Annotated in this window: 14 protein-coding genes; 10 read left to right on the forward strand and 4 right to left on the reverse strand. The window is 35.1% G+C overall.

The genetic code is table 11. From position 1 onward, the window contains the following. The first annotated feature begins 212 nt into the window (after positions 1-212). Positions 213-479, forward strand: coding sequence for a DUF1292 domain-containing protein (locus CHB72_RS00005; protein ID WP_089280809.1), 267 nt, complete (start codon positions 213-215; stop codon positions 477-479). Positions 480-496: 17 nt separating this feature from the next. Here CHB72_RS00005 and CHB72_RS00010 read toward each other — a convergent pair whose 3' ends face one another. Next, positions 497-949 (reverse strand): hypothetical protein, encoded by a 453-nt coding sequence (locus CHB72_RS00010; protein ID WP_089280810.1) that lies wholly within the window; start codon positions 947-949, stop codon positions 497-499. A gap of 117 nt (positions 950-1,066) precedes the next feature. On the opposite strand from CHB72_RS00010, the gene sfsA reads away from it, so the two are divergent. The 7 genes from sfsA (at position 1,067) to CHB72_RS00045 (ending at position 8,957) form a co-directional block, all read left to right on the forward strand. Next, positions 1,067-1,765, forward strand: coding sequence for a DNA/RNA nuclease SfsA (gene sfsA / locus CHB72_RS00015; RefSeq protein ID WP_176431103.1), 699 nt, complete (start codon positions 1,067-1,069; stop codon positions 1,763-1,765). A 99-nt stretch (positions 1,766-1,864) separates the two neighbouring features. Further along, on the forward strand, positions 1,865-2,299 hold the full coding sequence (locus CHB72_RS00020) for a Fur family transcriptional regulator (RefSeq protein ID WP_089280811.1): 435 nt from the start codon (positions 1,865-1,867) through the stop codon (positions 2,297-2,299). 236 nt (positions 2,300-2,535) lie between these two features. Then, positions 2,536-4,200, forward strand: a complete 1,665-nt coding sequence (locus CHB72_RS00025) for a ribonuclease J (protein WP_089280812.1) — start codon at positions 2,536-2,538, stop codon at positions 4,198-4,200. Positions 4,201-4,546: 346 nt separating this feature from the next. After that, positions 4,547-5,200 (forward strand): O-methyltransferase, encoded by a 654-nt coding sequence (locus CHB72_RS00030; protein ID WP_089280813.1) that lies wholly within the window; start codon positions 4,547-4,549, stop codon positions 5,198-5,200. A 2-nt stretch (positions 5,201-5,202) separates the two neighbouring features. Further along, positions 5,203-6,444: a peptidase U32 family protein gene (locus CHB72_RS00035; protein WP_089280814.1), complete on the forward strand. Its 1,242-nt coding sequence runs from the start codon at positions 5,203-5,205 to the stop codon at positions 6,442-6,444. Then, a complete protein-coding gene (gene udk / locus CHB72_RS00040; RefSeq protein WP_089280815.1) occupies positions 6,437-7,072 on the forward strand; it encodes a uridine kinase in 636 nt (211 codons plus the stop codon). The genes CHB72_RS00035 and udk overlap by 8 nt, the downstream gene beginning before the upstream one ends. Positions 7,073-7,283: 211 nt before the next feature. Next, positions 7,284-8,957 (forward strand): peptidoglycan D,D-transpeptidase FtsI family protein, encoded by a 1,674-nt coding sequence (locus tag CHB72_RS00045; RefSeq protein WP_089280816.1) that lies wholly within the window; start codon positions 7,284-7,286, stop codon positions 8,955-8,957. A gap of 237 nt (positions 8,958-9,194) precedes the next feature. On the opposite strand, the gene CHB72_RS00050 is transcribed toward CHB72_RS00045, so the two are convergent. The 3 genes from CHB72_RS00050 to CHB72_RS00060 all read right to left on the reverse strand — a co-directional run bounded on the left by CHB72_RS00050 (position 9,195) and on the right by CHB72_RS00060 (position 16,073). Beyond that, positions 9,195-10,283 (reverse strand): glycosyltransferase, encoded by a 1,089-nt coding sequence (locus tag CHB72_RS00050; RefSeq protein ID WP_089280817.1) that lies wholly within the window; start codon positions 10,281-10,283, stop codon positions 9,195-9,197. 103 nt (positions 10,284-10,386) lie between these two features. Continuing rightward, positions 10,387-12,657, reverse strand: coding sequence for an NTTRR-F1 domain (locus CHB72_RS00055; protein WP_207652464.1), 2,271 nt, complete (start codon positions 12,655-12,657; stop codon positions 10,387-10,389). 437 nt (positions 12,658-13,094) lie between these two features. Next, complete coding sequence (locus CHB72_RS00060; protein WP_089280818.1) at positions 13,095-16,073, reverse strand: methyltransferase domain-containing protein; 2,979 nt, start codon at positions 16,071-16,073, stop codon at positions 13,095-13,097. A 262-nt stretch (positions 16,074-16,335) separates the two neighbouring features. Here CHB72_RS00060 and CHB72_RS00065 point away from each other — a divergent pair, with 262 nt between their 5' ends. Both CHB72_RS00065 and CHB72_RS00070 read left to right on the forward strand, forming a co-directional pair. Next, the gene (locus CHB72_RS00065) at positions 16,336-16,917 is read left to right on the forward strand and encodes an acyltransferase (protein ID WP_089280819.1); all 582 of its coding nucleotides are present in this window, start codon (positions 16,336-16,338) and stop codon (positions 16,915-16,917) included. Beyond that, positions 16,917-17,933 (forward strand): Gfo/Idh/MocA family protein, encoded by a 1,017-nt coding sequence (locus CHB72_RS00070; protein ID WP_176431104.1) that lies wholly within the window; start codon positions 16,917-16,919, stop codon positions 17,931-17,933. Before CHB72_RS00065 ends, CHB72_RS00070 begins: the two co-directional genes overlap by 1 nt. The last annotated feature ends 12 nt before the right edge of the window (positions 17,934-17,945 follow it).

Here is a 17,945-nt window from a genome sequence, read left to right on the forward strand (position 1 = left end):
ACAAAGTGCGCTATATAAAAATGAAAAAACATAAAAAAAATAAGCCTTTTCAAGCTTTTGAATGGGTTTTGAAATTTACAACTGTCAAACTCCCGCGATACATATTTTACAGGGCTATCTTGATCGCACAAATAAATAAAAGGTGTTTTTTTCCAAACTTTAGTATATAATACAAATGTGCAATTTAAATTTTTAAAAGGAGGTATGTTACTATGCAAGAAAATGAAAATATTGTAACATTAGTAGATGAAGAGGGACAAGAACAAGATTTTGAAATTATAATGACTCTAGATGTAGAAGGTAAAGAATATGCTATCCTATTACCGGTTGATGCTGGTGAAGAAGAGGATGCATATATTTTCAAAGTAATTCATGATGAAAATGATGAATATACCTTAGTAGCAATTGAAGATGATGAAGAGTATGAAAATGTAGTAGCAGCATACGAAGCAATTTTAGATGAAGAAGGAATGGAATAGAAAAATAGATGGGCTTCTTAAAAAGTCCATCTATTATTTTTATTAATAGTAAAACTAGAAATTAAAGCACCAACAAAACTCATTGAAGCAAGAGAGGTAAGTAAATAACTACTTAGACGGGTATCTATTCCTCTTAGGCCGATACCTGTTTTAAAAACTATAGGTGGTAATGCCAACAATCGATCAAAGCCTAATAAGAAATATAGTAATGTAATGGCTACTATAGGAAGCAAAAGGGTTCCCAAGGTTGAGAAAATGAAAAACAATAACCTGCTATAATTATTAATGCCTTTGATATAACCAATAGTAGCACCTATAACTGAAAGAATAGGATAAATATAGGATGGATGAATATAATTTTGAATTTCTGGCAAGAATTCAAGGGTTAGTAAAGAAATTGTGACACCAAGAACTAAGCCTAAAAATAATCCATGTACTAAGTTTAAAAAAAGATTGTAATTTGTTTTCATAATCATTACCCCTCAAATATAGTATTCACATAAAGTGAGTATAGAGTTACATAATATAAAATTAAATTAAATCAATAATATTACATAGATTTAGTATAACTAAAGAAGGTGAAAATTATGAAAATATATATTGAAGGAGATAAAATCATAGGTATTTTCCAGCGTCGCATCAATCGATTTATTGCAGAAGTATTAGTAAATGATAGAATAAAAATTGTACATGTGGCCAATACTGGAAGAATGAAGGAACTATTAATCGCAGGAGCAAAAGTGGTTGTTAGAAAAGTAAATAAAGCTCATAGAAAAACTGAATATGATCTATTGATGGTGTACAAAGATGATATATTAATTTCAATTGATTCTAAGCTTCCTAATTATTTGCTGCAAGAAGCTTTCAATAATCAAGCTATACCTTATTTTAAAAAATACAATAAGATAAGACGAGAAGTAACTTTTGGAAAAAGTAAATTTGATTTTTATGTTGGAAACGAAAGAAACTCTGGATTAATAGAAGCTAAGTGTGTTACTTTAGTAAAAGAAAATAATCTTGCTTCCTTTCCTGATGCTCCTACTGAAAGAGGCAGAAAGCATGTCCTTGAACTAATAGAAGCAAAAAAACAGGGGTTTAGAGCAGCAGTTTTTTTTATTATTCAAAGAATTGATGCAACAAAATTCACACCCAATAGAGAAATGGACGAAGCCTTTGCAGATGCAGTAGTATTAGCGAAAAAGTCTGGAGTAGAATTTTATGCTTATAACTGCAATGTTACTACAGATTACATAGAAATAAATGAGGAAATTAAAGTGAGTATTTGATATTTCTCTTAATATAGTTAGAAAAGATTGACAAAAAAAGTTAGATATACTATACTATTATTTGAAAAGCGTTATTATTTGAGAAGTGAAGGTGACGATATGGAAAACTTGATGGAGACATTAAAAGATAGACTTAAGGAAAAGGGATATAAACTAACCCCTCAAAGAAGAGCTACACTTGATACTATAATGGACAATCAAGGAAAACACTTAAATACAGAAGAAATATACGGACTAGTAAAAGAAAAATGCCCAGAGATTGGCTTAGCCACTGTTTATAGGACATTACAATTACTAGAGGAAATGCAAGTAATTTCTAGAATCAACTTAGATGACGGTTGCAGTAGATATGAATTTAACACCCATGAGGATGACCATCAACATCATCATTTAATTTGCCAAAGCTGTGGCAGTATTACTGAGGTAGAAATTGACTTACTAGAACATTTAGAGGAAGAAATCGAAAAAAACCATGATTTTCATATAAATGATCACAAAGTGAAATTTTTCGGCATATGTTCTAAATGTAGGTAGTCTTGCAGATTAATGCAAGACTTTATCTATGTGTAATATTTTAAATAAAACTTTTAAAAGTGATTGCTTTAGGACAAAATACATATATCTATTATTTATTGTTCCATATCAATAGTATAGAATGTGTATTCACATATATAATTGTTGTGCTACTATATATGAGTGTGTTGCGTGTACGGGTAATGATTACAAAAAAAACACAGAAAATTATTGGAACAGAAAGAAGGAGTGATATTTTGGGAAGAAAACCAAGTAAAATTAGAATAGTTCCCTTAGGCGGACTAAAAGAAATTGGAAAAAACATGACAGTCATTGAATATAAAGATGAAATGCTCATCATTGATTGTGGTTTGAGTTTTCCAGAGGATGAAATGTTAGGAATAGATATTGTTATTCCTGATATCACCTATCTTATAAAAAACAAAGATAAAATTAAGGGTATTGTATTGACCCATGGACATGAAGATCACATTGGCGCATTACCCTATGTATTGAAAAAAATTGACGTACCTGTATATGGAACACGACTAACCTTAGGATTAGTAGAAACAAAATTAAAGGAGCATAAACTTACAGAGGTCCACCTACAAAGAGTAGATGCCGGCACAACAATTCAAATTGGATCCTATGAAGTAGAGTTTATTAAAAGTAGTCACAGTATACCAGATGCATGTGCTTTAGCAATCAGTACATCATTGGGAGTCATCCTTCACACAGGAGATTTTAAAATAGATTATACTCCGATTGATGGACAGATGATAGATTTGCAAAGAATAGCAGAGCTAGGCAAAAAAGGAATTTTATTGATGATGGCAGATAGTACAAACGTTGAACGACCTGGGAGTACTATGTCGGAAAGTAAGGTAGGCGCTACATTTGAAAGCATTTTCAATAACACCAAAAGTAGGATTATCGTAGCTACATTTGCATCAAATGTGCATCGTGTACAACAAGTAATGAACGCTGCCGCTAAATATAATAGAAAAGTAGTTGTATCCGGAAGAAGTATGGTAAATGTTGTATCAGTAGCACAGGAACTAGGGACACTAGTTATGCCTGAAGGTTTGCTTATAGATGTAAATAACATTGATCAGTATGATGACCATGAAATTGTAATTATAACTACTGGAAGCCAAGGGGAAGCGATGGCAGGGTTATCAAGAATGGCGACATCAGAGCATCGCAAGCTGGATATTCGTGCTGGTGATACAGTTATTATCTCAGCAACACCTATTCCAGGAAATGAAAAACTAGTAAGCCGTGTAATCAATCAACTATTTGAAAAGGGTGCAGATGTAATCTATGAAAGCTTAGCGGACATCCACGTATCAGGTCATGCTTGTCAAGAAGAATTGAAGCTAATGCACCGTTTAGCAAATCCAAAGTACTTTATACCAGTTCACGGTGAATTTAGACATTTAAAACAACATGCTAAATTAGCAGAAAGCTTAGGCATGGATAGCCAAAATATTTTCACAATACAAAACGGCAATGTAGTAGAGATTACTAAGGATTATGCAAAGCTTGCCGGAAACGTACCATCAGGACCTGTATTAGTAGATGGGTTAGGTGTTGGAGATGTTGGTAATATTGTATTAAGAGATCGTAAGCATTTAGCTGAAGATGGACTGATGGTAGTTGTTGTCACCATTTCAAAAGAAAGTAGCAAAATTATTGCTGGACCAGATATTATTTCAAGAGGATTTGTTTATGTAAGAGAATCAGAAGATTTGATAGATGAAGCAAAACAAATCGTTAAAAATGCATTGGAAATATGTGAACAACAAAACACAAAAGAATGGTCTGTACTTAAAAGCACTATAAGAGATGTTTTGAAGGATTACTTATACCAAAAAACAAAACGTAGACCTATGATTTTACCAGTAATTATGGAAGTTTAGTAGGATTTCTCCCCATTTTCTTATAGGATATGGGGAGATTCTTTTTGAAAAAATTTTATAAAGAAGGAAATTATATTTATATGGAATATAGGATATATTTTATAAGTAGATATGAATGATTTTGAAAGCCAAGATAACACTTTTCATAAGGCAACTATTAGAGTTATCTTGTAAATTTTTATTCTTCATAATATAATTATTTAAAAGAAATGGTAAATAACTGCAAAAAATTTATTATAGTAGCTTTAGACATATAAATAGATTAATTCGTTTAAAATAATATTACACCTATTTATTAATACGTGGAAGCACCACGTATTAATTTGTGAAGAAGGAGTTGTAATCAGTGAGTAATATTACAGAAGTATATGTAGAAGAATATATAAGAGATTTATTACCAGAAGAACAGGGTATACTGAAGGAGATAGAAGAGGATGCAATTAAAAATCATATCCCTATAGTACATAAAGAAGTTGCTGCATTACTAAAAGTCATTGCGAAGGCTAGTAATGCAAAAAAAATATTAGAAGTTGGGACAGCTATAGGCTACTCTACTATTCTCCTCTGCCAAGCAGCAGGAAAAGGTGGACATGTTACCACAATTGAGCGAGACAATGAGAGAGTACAGGAGGCAATTAAAAATATTGATAGAGTCAATCTAAGTAAAAACATTCAAATTATTGAAGGTGATGCTCAAGAAGTACTAAGGTTTTTAGATCAACAATATGATTTAATATTTTTGGATGGAGCAAAGGGGCATTATAAGGATATGCTAATGAATTGTATTAACCTATTAAAAAACGGAGGAGTATTGATATCAGATAATATTCTTTTTAAAGGTATGGTTGCCAATGATGAACTAGTGATTAGAAGGAAAAAAACTATTGTCAATAGAATGCGAGATTACTTATCCTATATCTGTAATCATTCACAACTAGATACTTCTATCATTCCAATAGGTGATGGTGTGGCAATTAGCTTTAGAAGGTTGGAGGAATAAAAATGAAAAAAGTAGAACTACTAGCTCCTGCAGGAGACTTAGAACGTCTTAAGATTGCTGTAATTTACGGTGCCGATGCTGTTTACGTAGGAGGCCAAATCTTTGGGTTAAGGGCAGCGGCTAAAAACTTCTCATTAGAGGATCTGAAAGAGGGGATTGACTTTGCCCATAAGCATGGTGTGAAGATTTTTGTAACCGCCAATATTATACCTCATAATGATGACTTAGAGGACTTGCCTCAATATCTAAGGGAAATAGAAAAAATTGGTGTTGATGCAGTGATTGTATCAGACCCAGGAACTTTTTCCATTGTACAGGAAACCATACCGAATATGGAAATTCATATAAGCACCCAAGCTAACAATACAAATTATAGTACTGTAAACTTTTGGCACAAGCTAGGTGCTAAGCGGGTTGTTCTAGCTAGAGAACTATCCTTTGGTGAAATAAAAGAAATTAAAAGAAACATTCCTGATACAGTAGAATTAGAGGCATTTGTTCATGGCGCTATGTGTATTTCTTATTCTGGTAGATGTTTGCTAAGTAACTACATGGCAGGAAGAGATGCTAACCGAGGAGAATGTGCCCATCCCTGCAGATGGAACTATTATTTAGTAGAAGAAAAAAGGCCGGGAGAATATATGCCTATCTTCGAAGATGAAAAGGGCACCTACATTATGAACTCAAAGGATCTATGCATGATAGAATACATACCTGAGCTTATAGGGTCAGGTATCAACAGTTTAAAAATCGAAGGCAGAATGAAAACAACTTATTATGTAGCAACCATTATAAGAGCCTATCGTATTGCCCTAGACCACTATTACAACAATCCAACCAATTGGAGCTTTCAGCCGGAGTGGTTAGAAGAGATAAAAAAGGCCAGTCATCGAGACTTTACTACAGGCTTTTATCTTGATAAACCAGATCATAAGGAGCATATCTATGGAGATCAATCCTATGTAAGAGGCTATAGCTTTATTGGTATTGTAAAGGAATATGATGAAGAAACAAAGATAGCAACCATAGAACAAAGAAATCGCTTTTTCTCAGGAGAGGATATTGAAATTATCGGTCCTAACGAAAAAGTAATTAGAATGTTTATTGAAAAAATGTGGGACGAAGAGGATAATGAAATAAGTGTAGCACCCCATCCAAAACAAACTGTAAAATTTGTTATTGACGAAAAGATAGAGCCTTATTATATTCTTAGAAAAGAAAGGAAGGATGAGGAAATTGGATAGACCGATTCTTATAGGTATTAGTGGGGGGACGGGATCGGGTAAGAGTACTGTTGCCAGCGCTATTTTTAAAAGCCAGTCAGAAAAAAATATTGCAATTATACAGCAAGATTCCTATTATAAAGATCAAACTCATCTGTCCTTTGAAGAAAGAATTAAAACAAATTATGATCATCCTTTGGCATTTGATACAGATCTGTTAATAGAACATCTAAATATGCTACTACAAAACAGACGTATTTTCAAACCAATTTATGATTTTGAAAGACATACAAGAAAAAAAGAAACAGAACCTGTTGAGCCAAAGGATATCATCATCCTAGAAGGCATTATGCTTTTTGATGATTTTGCATTGAGAAACATGTTAGACATTAAGATATTCGTAGACACAGATGCCGATGTTAGAATCATACGAAGAATTGTTAGGGATATCAATGAAAGAGGTAGAACCTTAGATTCAGTAATCGAACAATATCTAACAACTGTTAGACCTGCTCATTTGCAATTTGTTGAACCCAATAAAAAATATGCTGATATTATTATTCCTGAAGGTGGATTTAATCAAGTTGCAATAGATATTATGGTAGCAAAAATCCAATCAATTATAGATGGAAAAAGCAAAAGTAAATAGTCAGTTTAATCTTCTGTATATTTGGTGATAATAAGAAAGTATTCCTTATAAAAGATTTAAAAGGTAACTTTCTTGAAACCAATAACGACAATTATAACTTAATTAGTAATTACATAAAGTTTATAATTTCCTATTGGTTATAAGAAAGTATTCCTTATAAAAGATTCAAAAGGTAACTTTCTAAACCAATCATGTACAGGAGAGTTTTTTCATGAGAAAAAATATTAAGGACAAGAAAACGAATGTTAACATAAAAAGATTATTGTTTATCGGTGTATCCTCCACAGTCATTATTTTTCTATTAATTTTTAGATTGTTCTATATACAAGTTATTCAACATGATCTCTATACAAGGGAAGTAAATAAACAAAGACAAATAAATATACCTATCAATAGCGGCAGGGGCATAGTTCTAGATCGAAACAACATACCTTTGACGGATCGAAAAGAAGTAAACATAGCCATCATTTTTCCGCAATTATTTATTATAGATGAAGAAAATCTAAACTATTTAATGGAGATTACCCATAAAGATCAAGAAGAGCTGATCCAGAGGATTAGTAGCTCAAATTATCCTATTGAAATACCTATAGGAGAAGAAATGAATTGGGAGGATAGAAGAGTCTTAACAACTAGAGGGTTATTTATTATCGGTAAAAGACAACGATACGAAGATTATCCTCTTTTAAGCCATGTAGTAGGTTATATTAATCAAGTCGATAAAAAAGGGATGGCAGGGATTGAAAAAGCATTAGATCACATTCTAATGGGAAATCCTACAGAAATTCTAGCAGCAACATTAGATGGTAGAAAACGACTTTTACCAGGGGAAGGATATTCTGTAGTGAACTCCCCAATAAATCAAAAAGACGTAAGATTAACGATAGATTATTACTTACAGAAAACTGCAGAAGAAGTGATGGATAGACAAAAGAGAGATGGAGCTATAGTAATATCGGATGTGGAAACAGGAGATATTTTAGCCCTAGTAAGCAGACCCAATTATAATCCCAATACAATTGCTCAGCATATCAAAAGCAGTGGAGATGAGTTATATAATAAAGCAATACAAATGACTTTCCCACCAGGTTCAATTTTTAAAATCATAGTAGCTGCTGAAGCTATTGAAAGAGGAATTGTTGATTTTGATGACACTTTCTATTGCAATGGTTCAGAAATTATCGGTAATGTTGAGATAGGATGCAACTCCCATAAAAATGGAGGTAATGGAGACATCACTTTTAAAGAGGCTTTTGCAGAGTCCTGTAATTCTACATTTATTCAAATAGGCCAAAAACTTGGAGCTAACAGCATTATAGAAATGGCAGAAAAACTTGGATTAAATGACAAAGTAGGAATAGGTCTGCAGGAGGAAGAGACGGGAAACCTCCCAAGCGGAGAAGATTTATTGGGACCAGCCATTGGAAATATATCTATAGGTCAAGGAAATATAGAAGTGACACCTCTGCAAATCAATCAATTAACGCAAATTATTGCGAATAAAGGCATAAAGAATCAATTGCATTTGCTTAAGGATGTTCTAGATAATTATAATATAGTTGAAACCTTTGATGTAGAAGAACAATCAAGAGTTTTATCACAAAAGACGGCTATAAAGCTACAACAATTGATGGAATCAGTTATGACGGAAGGTACCGGAAGAAATACAGGAGACCTTACTGCTGTTACTGCGGGTAAGACCGGCTCCGCCCAATCCTCTAAAAGAGGAGAAACTGTGGTACATGCATGGTTTACAGGATATTATCCTAACAAAGAGCCTAAGTATTCAATAACTATATTCATACAAGAAGGTGGTTCTGGTGGAGGGGTGGCAGTGCCTATCTTCAAAGAAATATTAGAAAACATCATAGATTTAGGATACTAAAGGAGTCTTTTAAAGACTCTTTTTGTGTGACAGGTAGTTCGTAGTTAAAGCAGTTGGCGAACTATTTCAACGAGCCTTAAGACTCTAGCGAGTAACATGCCCTTCTATGCCAATAATATAAAGATAATCGATATTGCCATCCAATACTCACCAGTTTTTTGTATTGTTTTTAGAGCAGAATAAATAGACCATTGCAACGATTTAAGGTTGCAATGGTCTATTTATTCTGCAATAGTTTTATTGTACTTTTTTTGTAAAATTTAATTTCTCTTCCAGTAAATTTTTATTGCTTAGTATACGATTGTCTTCTGGTCGGTATTTTCTGGCTTGTTCATTATGTTCATAAGATTTCTGATAATCACCTAAATTATAGTAACAAACACACAATTGTAAATGGGGGTACCAGGTATAATAAGCAGGATAAATAAAGCTCCATTGTTCTGGATTAGGAACCTGCTGTGTTGCTAATTCATACCAAAAGGCAGCGGTTTTGTAGTTCTTCTGGCGTTGGAAGTTATAGCCGATACGACTGCACGCTTCTGCTCTAGGAGGGAAAAATTGAAAGGATTGAAATAATGAAGATAATTCATTATCCAAGTCACCGAGATATCGATAGCAGTCAGCTTTAAAGATGCATGCATATATCTTATCTTCTATCCAACCTTCCTTAATAGAAATATTCTTATTATAGCTTTCGATGGCCTCTTCATAGCGACTATTTTCTCTTAGTTCATTACCATAATAAAAGTAATCTCTTGGAGTGAAGATATCTCCTCGTGCAATTTTTTTTTCATAAATTGATACTGTGCGGCCAACAGCATGACGAATTTTCCTGTGGGTAATAGCAATATCTGAATTAATGATTTTTCCTTGAACTTCTAGATATTGATGACAATCACCTTTCCATCTATAATTCTTTGCTCTTTTTACTAGCCGATTACGACGATATCTTAATGTAACATTATCATATGCATCAGTACCAGCATCATAATACATGGATACCGAATCTACTGTGGTGTCAAGGGTTGCTTTCAATTCTTTCAGTTTCACACGGCTTTCTTCTAATATAACATCGTCTGCATCTAAGTATAAAATGTAATCTTTCGTAGCATATTTAAAAGATTCATTTCTAGCAGCCGCAAAATTATCAATCCACTCAAAATAAAAGATACGATCTGTGTATTGTTCAGCAATTTCTACAGTCCGATCCGTTGAGCCTGTATCTACAATATTAATTTCATCAACGATATCTTTAACTGTGTCTAGACAACGGGCAAGTGTCTCTTCTTCGTTCTTTACAATCATGCACAAGCTAATAGTAGGCATCTCATCATTCCTTTCTATATTTTGGAAAAAACAGATGATAATATGTGGGATGCCTACCTTACGGAAGGCATCCCAAGTTAGTATAGATTTAATTTAAAACTACTTATGGTCCAGTAGGTCCTGTTGCTCCAGTAGCACCTGTTGCACCTGTTGCACCTGTTGCACCTGTTGCACCTGTTGCTCCAGTGGCTCCAGTTGCACCAGTCGCTCCAGTTGCTCCTGTGGCTCCAGTAGCTCCAGTAGCTCCTGTTGCACCAGTAGCACCAGTAGCACCTGTGGCTCCAGTGGCGCCTGTTGCTCCGGTGGCTCCAGTGGCTCCAGTAGCTCCAGTTGCTCCAGTAGCTCCAGTAGCGCCTGTTGCTCCAGTAGCACCTGTGGCTCCAGTAGCTCCAGTAGCGCCAGTAGCGCCAGTAGGTCCTGTTGCACCTGTGGCTCCAGTAGCTCCAGTAGCGCCAGTAGGTCCTGTTGCTCCAGTGGCTCCAGTAGCGCCTGTTGCGCCTGTTGCTCCAGTAGCACCTGTTGCACCTGTTGCACCTGTTGCACCTGTTGCACCTGTTGCTCCAGTGGCTCCAGTAGCTCCAGTAGCTCCAGTAGCTCCGGTTGCTCCAGTGGCTCCGGTTGCACCAGTAGCTCCTGTGGCTCCAGTAGCTCCAGTAGCGCCTGTTGCACCAGTGGCTCCAGTAGCTCCAGTAGCGCCTGTTGCACCAGTAGCTCCAGTGGCTCCAGTAGCACCTGTTGCGCCTGTTGCGCCAGTAGGTCCTGTTGCGCCAGTAGCTCCGGTTGCTCCAGTAGCGCCTGTGGCTCCAGTAGCACCTGTTGCTCCAGTAGCACCTGTTGCTCCAGTAGCACCTGTTGCACCTGTTGCTCCAGTAGCGCCTGTTGCACCAGTAGCGCCTGTTGCACCAGTGGCTCCAGTAGCTCCAGTAGCGCCTGTTGCACCTGTTGCTCCTGTTGCTCCAGTGGCTCCAGTTGCTCCAGTAGCTCCAGTAGCTCCAGTGGCTCCGGTTGCTCCAGTGGCTCCAGTAGCACCTGTGGCTCCAGTAGCACCTGTTGCACCAGTAGCGCCAGTAGCTCCAGTGGCTCCAGTAGCACCAGTAGCTCCAGTAGCGCCTGTTGCACCTGTTGCACCTGTGGCTCCTGTTGCTCCAGTAGCACCTGTTGCTCCGGTGGCTCCAGTGGCTCCAGTAGCTCCAGTGGCTCCAGTAGCGCCTGTTGCACCTGTTGCACCTGTTGCTCCAGTGGCTCCAGTAGCGCCTGTTGCTCCAGTTGCTCCAGTGGCTCCAGTAGCTCCAGTAGCACCTGTTGCACCTGTTGCACCTGTTGCTCCAGTAGCTCCAGTGGCTCCAGTAGCACCTGTTGCACCTGTGGCTCCAGTAGCTCCAGTAGCTCCAGTAGCGCCTGTTGCGCCTGTTGCTCCAGTAGCACCTGTTGCACCTGTTGCACCTGTTGCACCTGTTGCTCCAGTGGCTCCAGTTGCTCCAGTGGCTCCAGTAGCGCCTGTTGCTCCAGTAGCACCTGTTGCACCTGTTGCACCTGTTGCTCCAGTAGCACCTGTTGCTCCAGTAGCTCCAGTGGCTCCAGTAGCACCTGTTGCGCCTGTTGCGCCAGTAGGTCCTGTTGCGCCAGTAGCTCCGGTTGCTCCAGTAGCGCCTGTGGCTCCAGTAGCGCCTGTTGCTCCAGTGGCTCCAGTAGCTCCAGTGGCTCCAGTAGCTCCAGTAGCGCCTGTTGCGCCTGTGGCTCCAGTAGCGCCTGTTGCTCCAGTAGCGCCTGTTGCACCAGTAGCACCTGTGGCTCCAGTAGCTCCAGTAGCGCCTGTTGCACCTGTTGCTCCAGTAGCACCTGTTGCTCCGGTGGCTCCAGTTGCTCCAGTAGGTCCTGTGGCTCCAGTAGGTCCTATTCCATCAGCTTCTATTGTTAATAATGATACATCATCTACAACTATATCAGCACTGCCTGCTCCAGGTAGTTTATTAATTAATACAAGTGCTTGAGTTGCTCCAGGAGGTACTGGTTCAGTAGTTTGATATATTTCTATCCAGTTATTTTCATTAACATTTGGAAGACGGTCTGATGGAATGCTTACAATAAGTCCGTTTTCAAGAAAGTTAAAATCAGCGTCAAAATATCCGATAGAGATTGATACTAACGGACTGGGGGCTATTCCAATTTTAGCTAGAGACGCAAGAAACTCGAATCTTTCCCCAGGATTTACAGGAACGAATTGAAAAATAAATGCATTAACGGTTCCACCTGCAAATTGTGCAGCAAAAAAACCGGAATGGCTAAATTCTCCTGTTAACATTACATTGAATGCAGTCCATGGTTCAAGACCGAACTCAAAACCGCCATTAACGATTAGCTCGTTAAAAGACATTTTTTTCACCCCTTTATTCTCGTAGTCTTTTTCATTCTCGTGTAAGATAGGAAAGTTACTTTTTCCTACAAACACTATATGTCTGAATTGATGATTTGTTACCTCCTTGGTATGAGGCAGAGAAAGTATTATTTGCATCTCTATGAATAAATCTAAATTTAGTAAAAAGAAACTGATAAGATAAGAAAGAAAAGGAGAATTTTGATATTAAAATAAATGAGAGTTTATTTAACATATTAATAAGGGCAGATTGTAATTGTTTTGGATAACATTGGGAAATGGGAAAACTTAATTTAAATTTACTCCTGGTATTATTGTTTGACGGAGATGGAGTTATTGACCCAATAGGAGCTTCTAGAGCTACGGGGCTAACCTGAGAACAATTAGCAGTAATAAAATGTAAATTATGAGAGATGCTTCTCATGGAGAAGGCATCCCTATTTTTCACACACAGCAATCATAGTATACGCTGTTTCTTTCATTCCTTCTTCTACTTGAAAATTACTCACAGAGTAATATTTAACATTATTAAAATATTTTTTGATGATCTCATTAAATTCATTAAATTCATATTCTTTTACATGAAATGGATTATTAATATGTTTCCTTGTCTCTTTATTAGGTGTAGATATTATAAATTTACCAGACTTTTTAATAACTCTATATCCTTCCTCAATATGTTTTATTACTAGATCAATTGGTAGATGTTCAAAAACTTCATAAGAGACATATATATCAAATTCATTATCACTATAGGGTAGTGTTGTAACATTTCCATTTACCCAGTTGATATTTTCATGTCTGTAAGCTTCTTTAGCAAACGCAATATTGTCTTCTGCAATATCTAAAGCATCTACGTGTTTGCATATTTTCGAAAAGTAAGCTGCACCATAACCAAACCCGCAAGGTGCTTCAAGTACTTTGTGACTTTTATTCATAAAACCTGCCGCAAAAGTATATCTTTCAACTATTCTTAAATATCCTAATAATGGCATATACTGGGATGCAGGTATACCTCTCTCCCAAACATAAGCTAGAGAATTTTTTCTTACATCTTCAATAATATCTTGATCGAAAATAAATCCTGCTATATTATTTGTAAATTTTGGATCATAACTTAATATTTTTTTTGCAAAATCTATAATTTGTTCTGAATTTTTACTTCTTCGCATTTGATCAGGTAAAATAAATCTATTATTCAATAGATCGTACCAAATATTAGTGCATATCAACTTTGAGTTTTGATTTTTTAAAATGAATTCAATCACTTCATAATTGCTATCCACTATTTTTTCTCTTTTACCTATAATCACTTGAGCTGTATTAAAGTTATAATTATCAAAATCACAATGATTATATGGGATAAACTCATTCATTTTTTTTTGAATATAATCTAAAGATAAATTGCCATCTTTTTCTAAAAGATATAGATGTTCATTAATTTTATTAAACAGATTATGGCGTGCTATATTACTTTGATTTAGATTTTCATTAATTACTCTAATAGTATCTTTTATATTATCTATATCTAATATTTCTTTTAAGTTAAAACTGGTATTTTGTTCTTTTTCTTTTTTCTGTATGATCAATAATTTTTCAGATAAGCCAAAATTGCTTTGATATAGTAATTGTTTTTCTTTATATAATAGATACTCACCAATTAATTGTTTTTCATCATTGCTAAATATATTATTTGAAAACACATAGCGAATTAAATTAAATGCTTCAAGAGCATAGCTTCCCTTGCTACCAATAACTCCTCTATCAAATGGATAATTCATAAAATATGCAACTGGAAGCATCTCTATCAATTCTAAATTATTATCTTCTAGAACCTTTTTTACATATTCTTTATCTCGTATTATAACATGTGGCGCTTCACTTTTAGTATTAATGACACTTATGGGTTCAAGCAAGATACAAATTCCATTATCTTTTAAATGTTTTGATATATTTATTATTGTTTTTTTATAATTATCTTCGTTAGTAATATGAAGTAATACAGCTGCGGCAAAAATTAAATCATATTTTTCTTCATAATTATGACCGTCAGAAATATCACCTTGCTTAAAATGATAGTTTTTATATTTATTGCTTAATTCACATACAGCTTTTTCAACTATATCTATGGCATAATATTCCTTGACACTTTTATTATGAAAGTAGTCAGTAAAAATCCCTATTCCTGGACCTAACTCTAAAACCTTTTTATTGCTTATGTTATCAAATGCTTTGTTTATCACGCCATCTAACATATCTATTCTATTTTGGTAGAGAATTTTATTGTAGATTTCTCCTAATCCTAGATAGCCTACTCCTTCAATATTAAATCTTGAATGAAGCCTTTGATTCCAATATTCTTGATAATTAAATTCCTTAATCATTTTATCCTTAGTTATCAATTCATTTATCATAGTTTTTATTGCTTTTAGTTGCTTTATTAATGAATAATTATCTTCTATATATTTCCTATATTCCCTAGCATCGTAACTTTTTTCAGTTATCATTTTCACAGCCTCGTCTATTGTATTCCATAAATATTTTTTTGGATAAATTCCTTTTGCTCCAGCAAAATTATGAAGGATTGGTTTTATTCCTTTTGCTATGGCTTGCATTACGCTCATATTTTGTGATTCCAATACACTAGTACACACGATATAATTTTTGTCTTCAAGCCACTTATCTAGATCTTGTTGCCATCCTTCAAAGAAAAAATTATTCTCAAGTCCAAATTCTTTAGTCATCTGTTGAAAATACAAAGAATCTCTAAGATCTTGAAACTGACCTGCAATATAAAATTTATATCTATTATCTCTATCGTATATAGCTTTAAATGTGTGCAATAGAAGCATTGGTCCCTTTTTATAGTTGATATATCCAACGTAAGCTACTTTAAATCCATGATTTCTTTCTTTAAAGACCCATTTGTTAATATTTACTCCATTAGGTATGATAATTGTTTTTTCTTTATTAATTTTATATTTTTCTATAACAAATTTTTGGATGTGTTCTGCTACGAAGATTAGCTTATCTACGCTATTCCAATTAACTTGAGATGGATAGTTTGAAAAAGCTTCGTAACTATGCAATCTACATATGATTTTCCTTTCTTTTGCTAGTGCCAACTTACTTCCATAAATAATAAGCCCCTCACACCATTCAAACCAACAAATATCTGCCCAATCCATCCACTTATCGATAAGTCCCAAATCTTCATTTGTCTTAATTATTATTTTATTAGTTTCATATTCTTTTGCTAAGTCATTAATAATATCATCTAAAAAAGCTTCTCCACCTCGTCTAACGAAAAATGCTATTCTATTTCTTTTTTCTTCAGGCTTGGCATTTTCTATTAACTTGTCGCCTTTTATGTTAAGTGTGCTTTGAAGTGCTTTAGCTGTTTGATTTTCTTGCATATTATTCACATCCATTCTATAAAAAGTATGTTTTTTGCATATTTTCAACTCAATCTAATCTATCTACATACTATATATATGTTTGTAGAATTAATTTAGAGAAAGGACTATGAAAAATTCTATTTTTAATCTTAAAAAAGTTTCCTTAATAATTTAAGGTCAACCCTAAACTTTGTAAAGCAAAAATTCACCCTTAACATATACCTTTCATAATATATGGATAGAAAGAATGAAATTCAATAGAAAAGAAGGAGAGGACACAATGTTTAATTACTTTGTTCATGAATCATCATTTATAGATCAGCCTTGCAAAATTGGCGAAAACACAAAGATTTGGCATTTTTCTCATATAATGAGCAATGTAAAAATTGGTAAGAACTGTATTATTGCTCAGAATGTATTTATTGCTCCAGGTGTTATTCTAGGAGATTCTGTTAAAGTTCAAAATAATGTATCAATATATGCTGGTGTAATTTGTGAAGATGAGGTATTTCTTGGACCTTCAATGGTATTTACCAATGTAATTAATCCAAGGAGTTTTATCGAAAGAAAGGATGAATATAGAGAAACTTTAGTTAAAAGAGGTGCATCTATTGGAGCAAATGCCACCATCGTCTGTGGAAACACCATCGGTAGATATGCATTTATTGGGGCTGGCTCAGTAGTGACTAAGGATATACCAGATTTTAGTTTTGTATATGGAGTGCCAGCAAAACAAATGGGATGGGTTTGCAGATGTTCAGAAAAATTAGTATTTAAAAATAGATTTGCAAAATGTGCTTCTTGCGGATATGAATATGAAATGACGGAGGACAATATCGTTAAGGAAATAGGGAGGTGCTAATGGTGCGTATTGGTCTTGTTGGTTGTGGTAGAATTTCTAAAAATCATTTCACGGCTATCAGAAAGCTACAGGATGTTAAGATAGTTGGATGCTGTGATATCATTGGGGAACGAGCAAAAGAGGCTGCAAAAACCTACAACATCCCCTATTGGACCACCAATTATGAAGACTTATTAAAACGAGAAGACATTGATTTAATCAGTATTTGTACTCCTTCGGGATTACACCCAGAACATGGAATAATGGCAGCCAATCATGGAAAGCATGTTTTAACCGAAAAGCCTATGGCAGTCAGATTAGCCGATGCAGATAAACTAATAAAGGCATGTGATCAGAACAATGTTCTCCTCTTTGTTGTATTACAGAATCGTTTGAATCCTTCAATTCAGATGGTAAAGAAGGCTATTGACAGTGGACGTTTTGGGAAGCTTTTTATGATCGTAGCTAATGTTTTTTGGTCACGCCCTCAAGAATATTATGATTTAGCAGAATGGAGGGGAACTTGGGATTTGGATGGAGGTGCATTTTGTAATCAAGCTTCCCATTATGTAGATCTTGTTCAATGGTTTGGTGGACCAGTGGCATCTGTAATGGCACAGACAGACACATTAGCAAGAAAAATAGAAGCTGAGGATACCGGCTCGGCTATTATCAAATTTCATTCTGGTTGCATTGCTACAATTAATGTTTCAATGTTAACGTATCCTAGGAATCTTGAAGGTTCCATCACAATTATTGGAGAAAAAGGGACAGCTCGTGTTGGGGGAATTGCAGCTAATGAAATTTTACATTGGGAATTTAGTGATACTGTCGATGCTGATGCAATAGTCAATGAATTTTCTACTCATCCTGATTCTGTTTATGGTTTTGGACATGATGCGTATTATCAAAGCGTTATTCATTCTGTTATTAAAGAAGAAAAACCTTTAATTGATGGTGATGCTGGCAGAAAATCTCTAGAATTGATTGAGTCCATCTATGTATCCAGTAGAAAACAGAAAGTAGTTATCTTATAACACTTTATCATG

Source organism: Anaerovirgula multivorans (assembly GCF_900188145.1).
Lineage (GTDB): Bacteria > Bacillota > Clostridia > Peptostreptococcales > Natronincolaceae > Anaerovirgula > Anaerovirgula multivorans.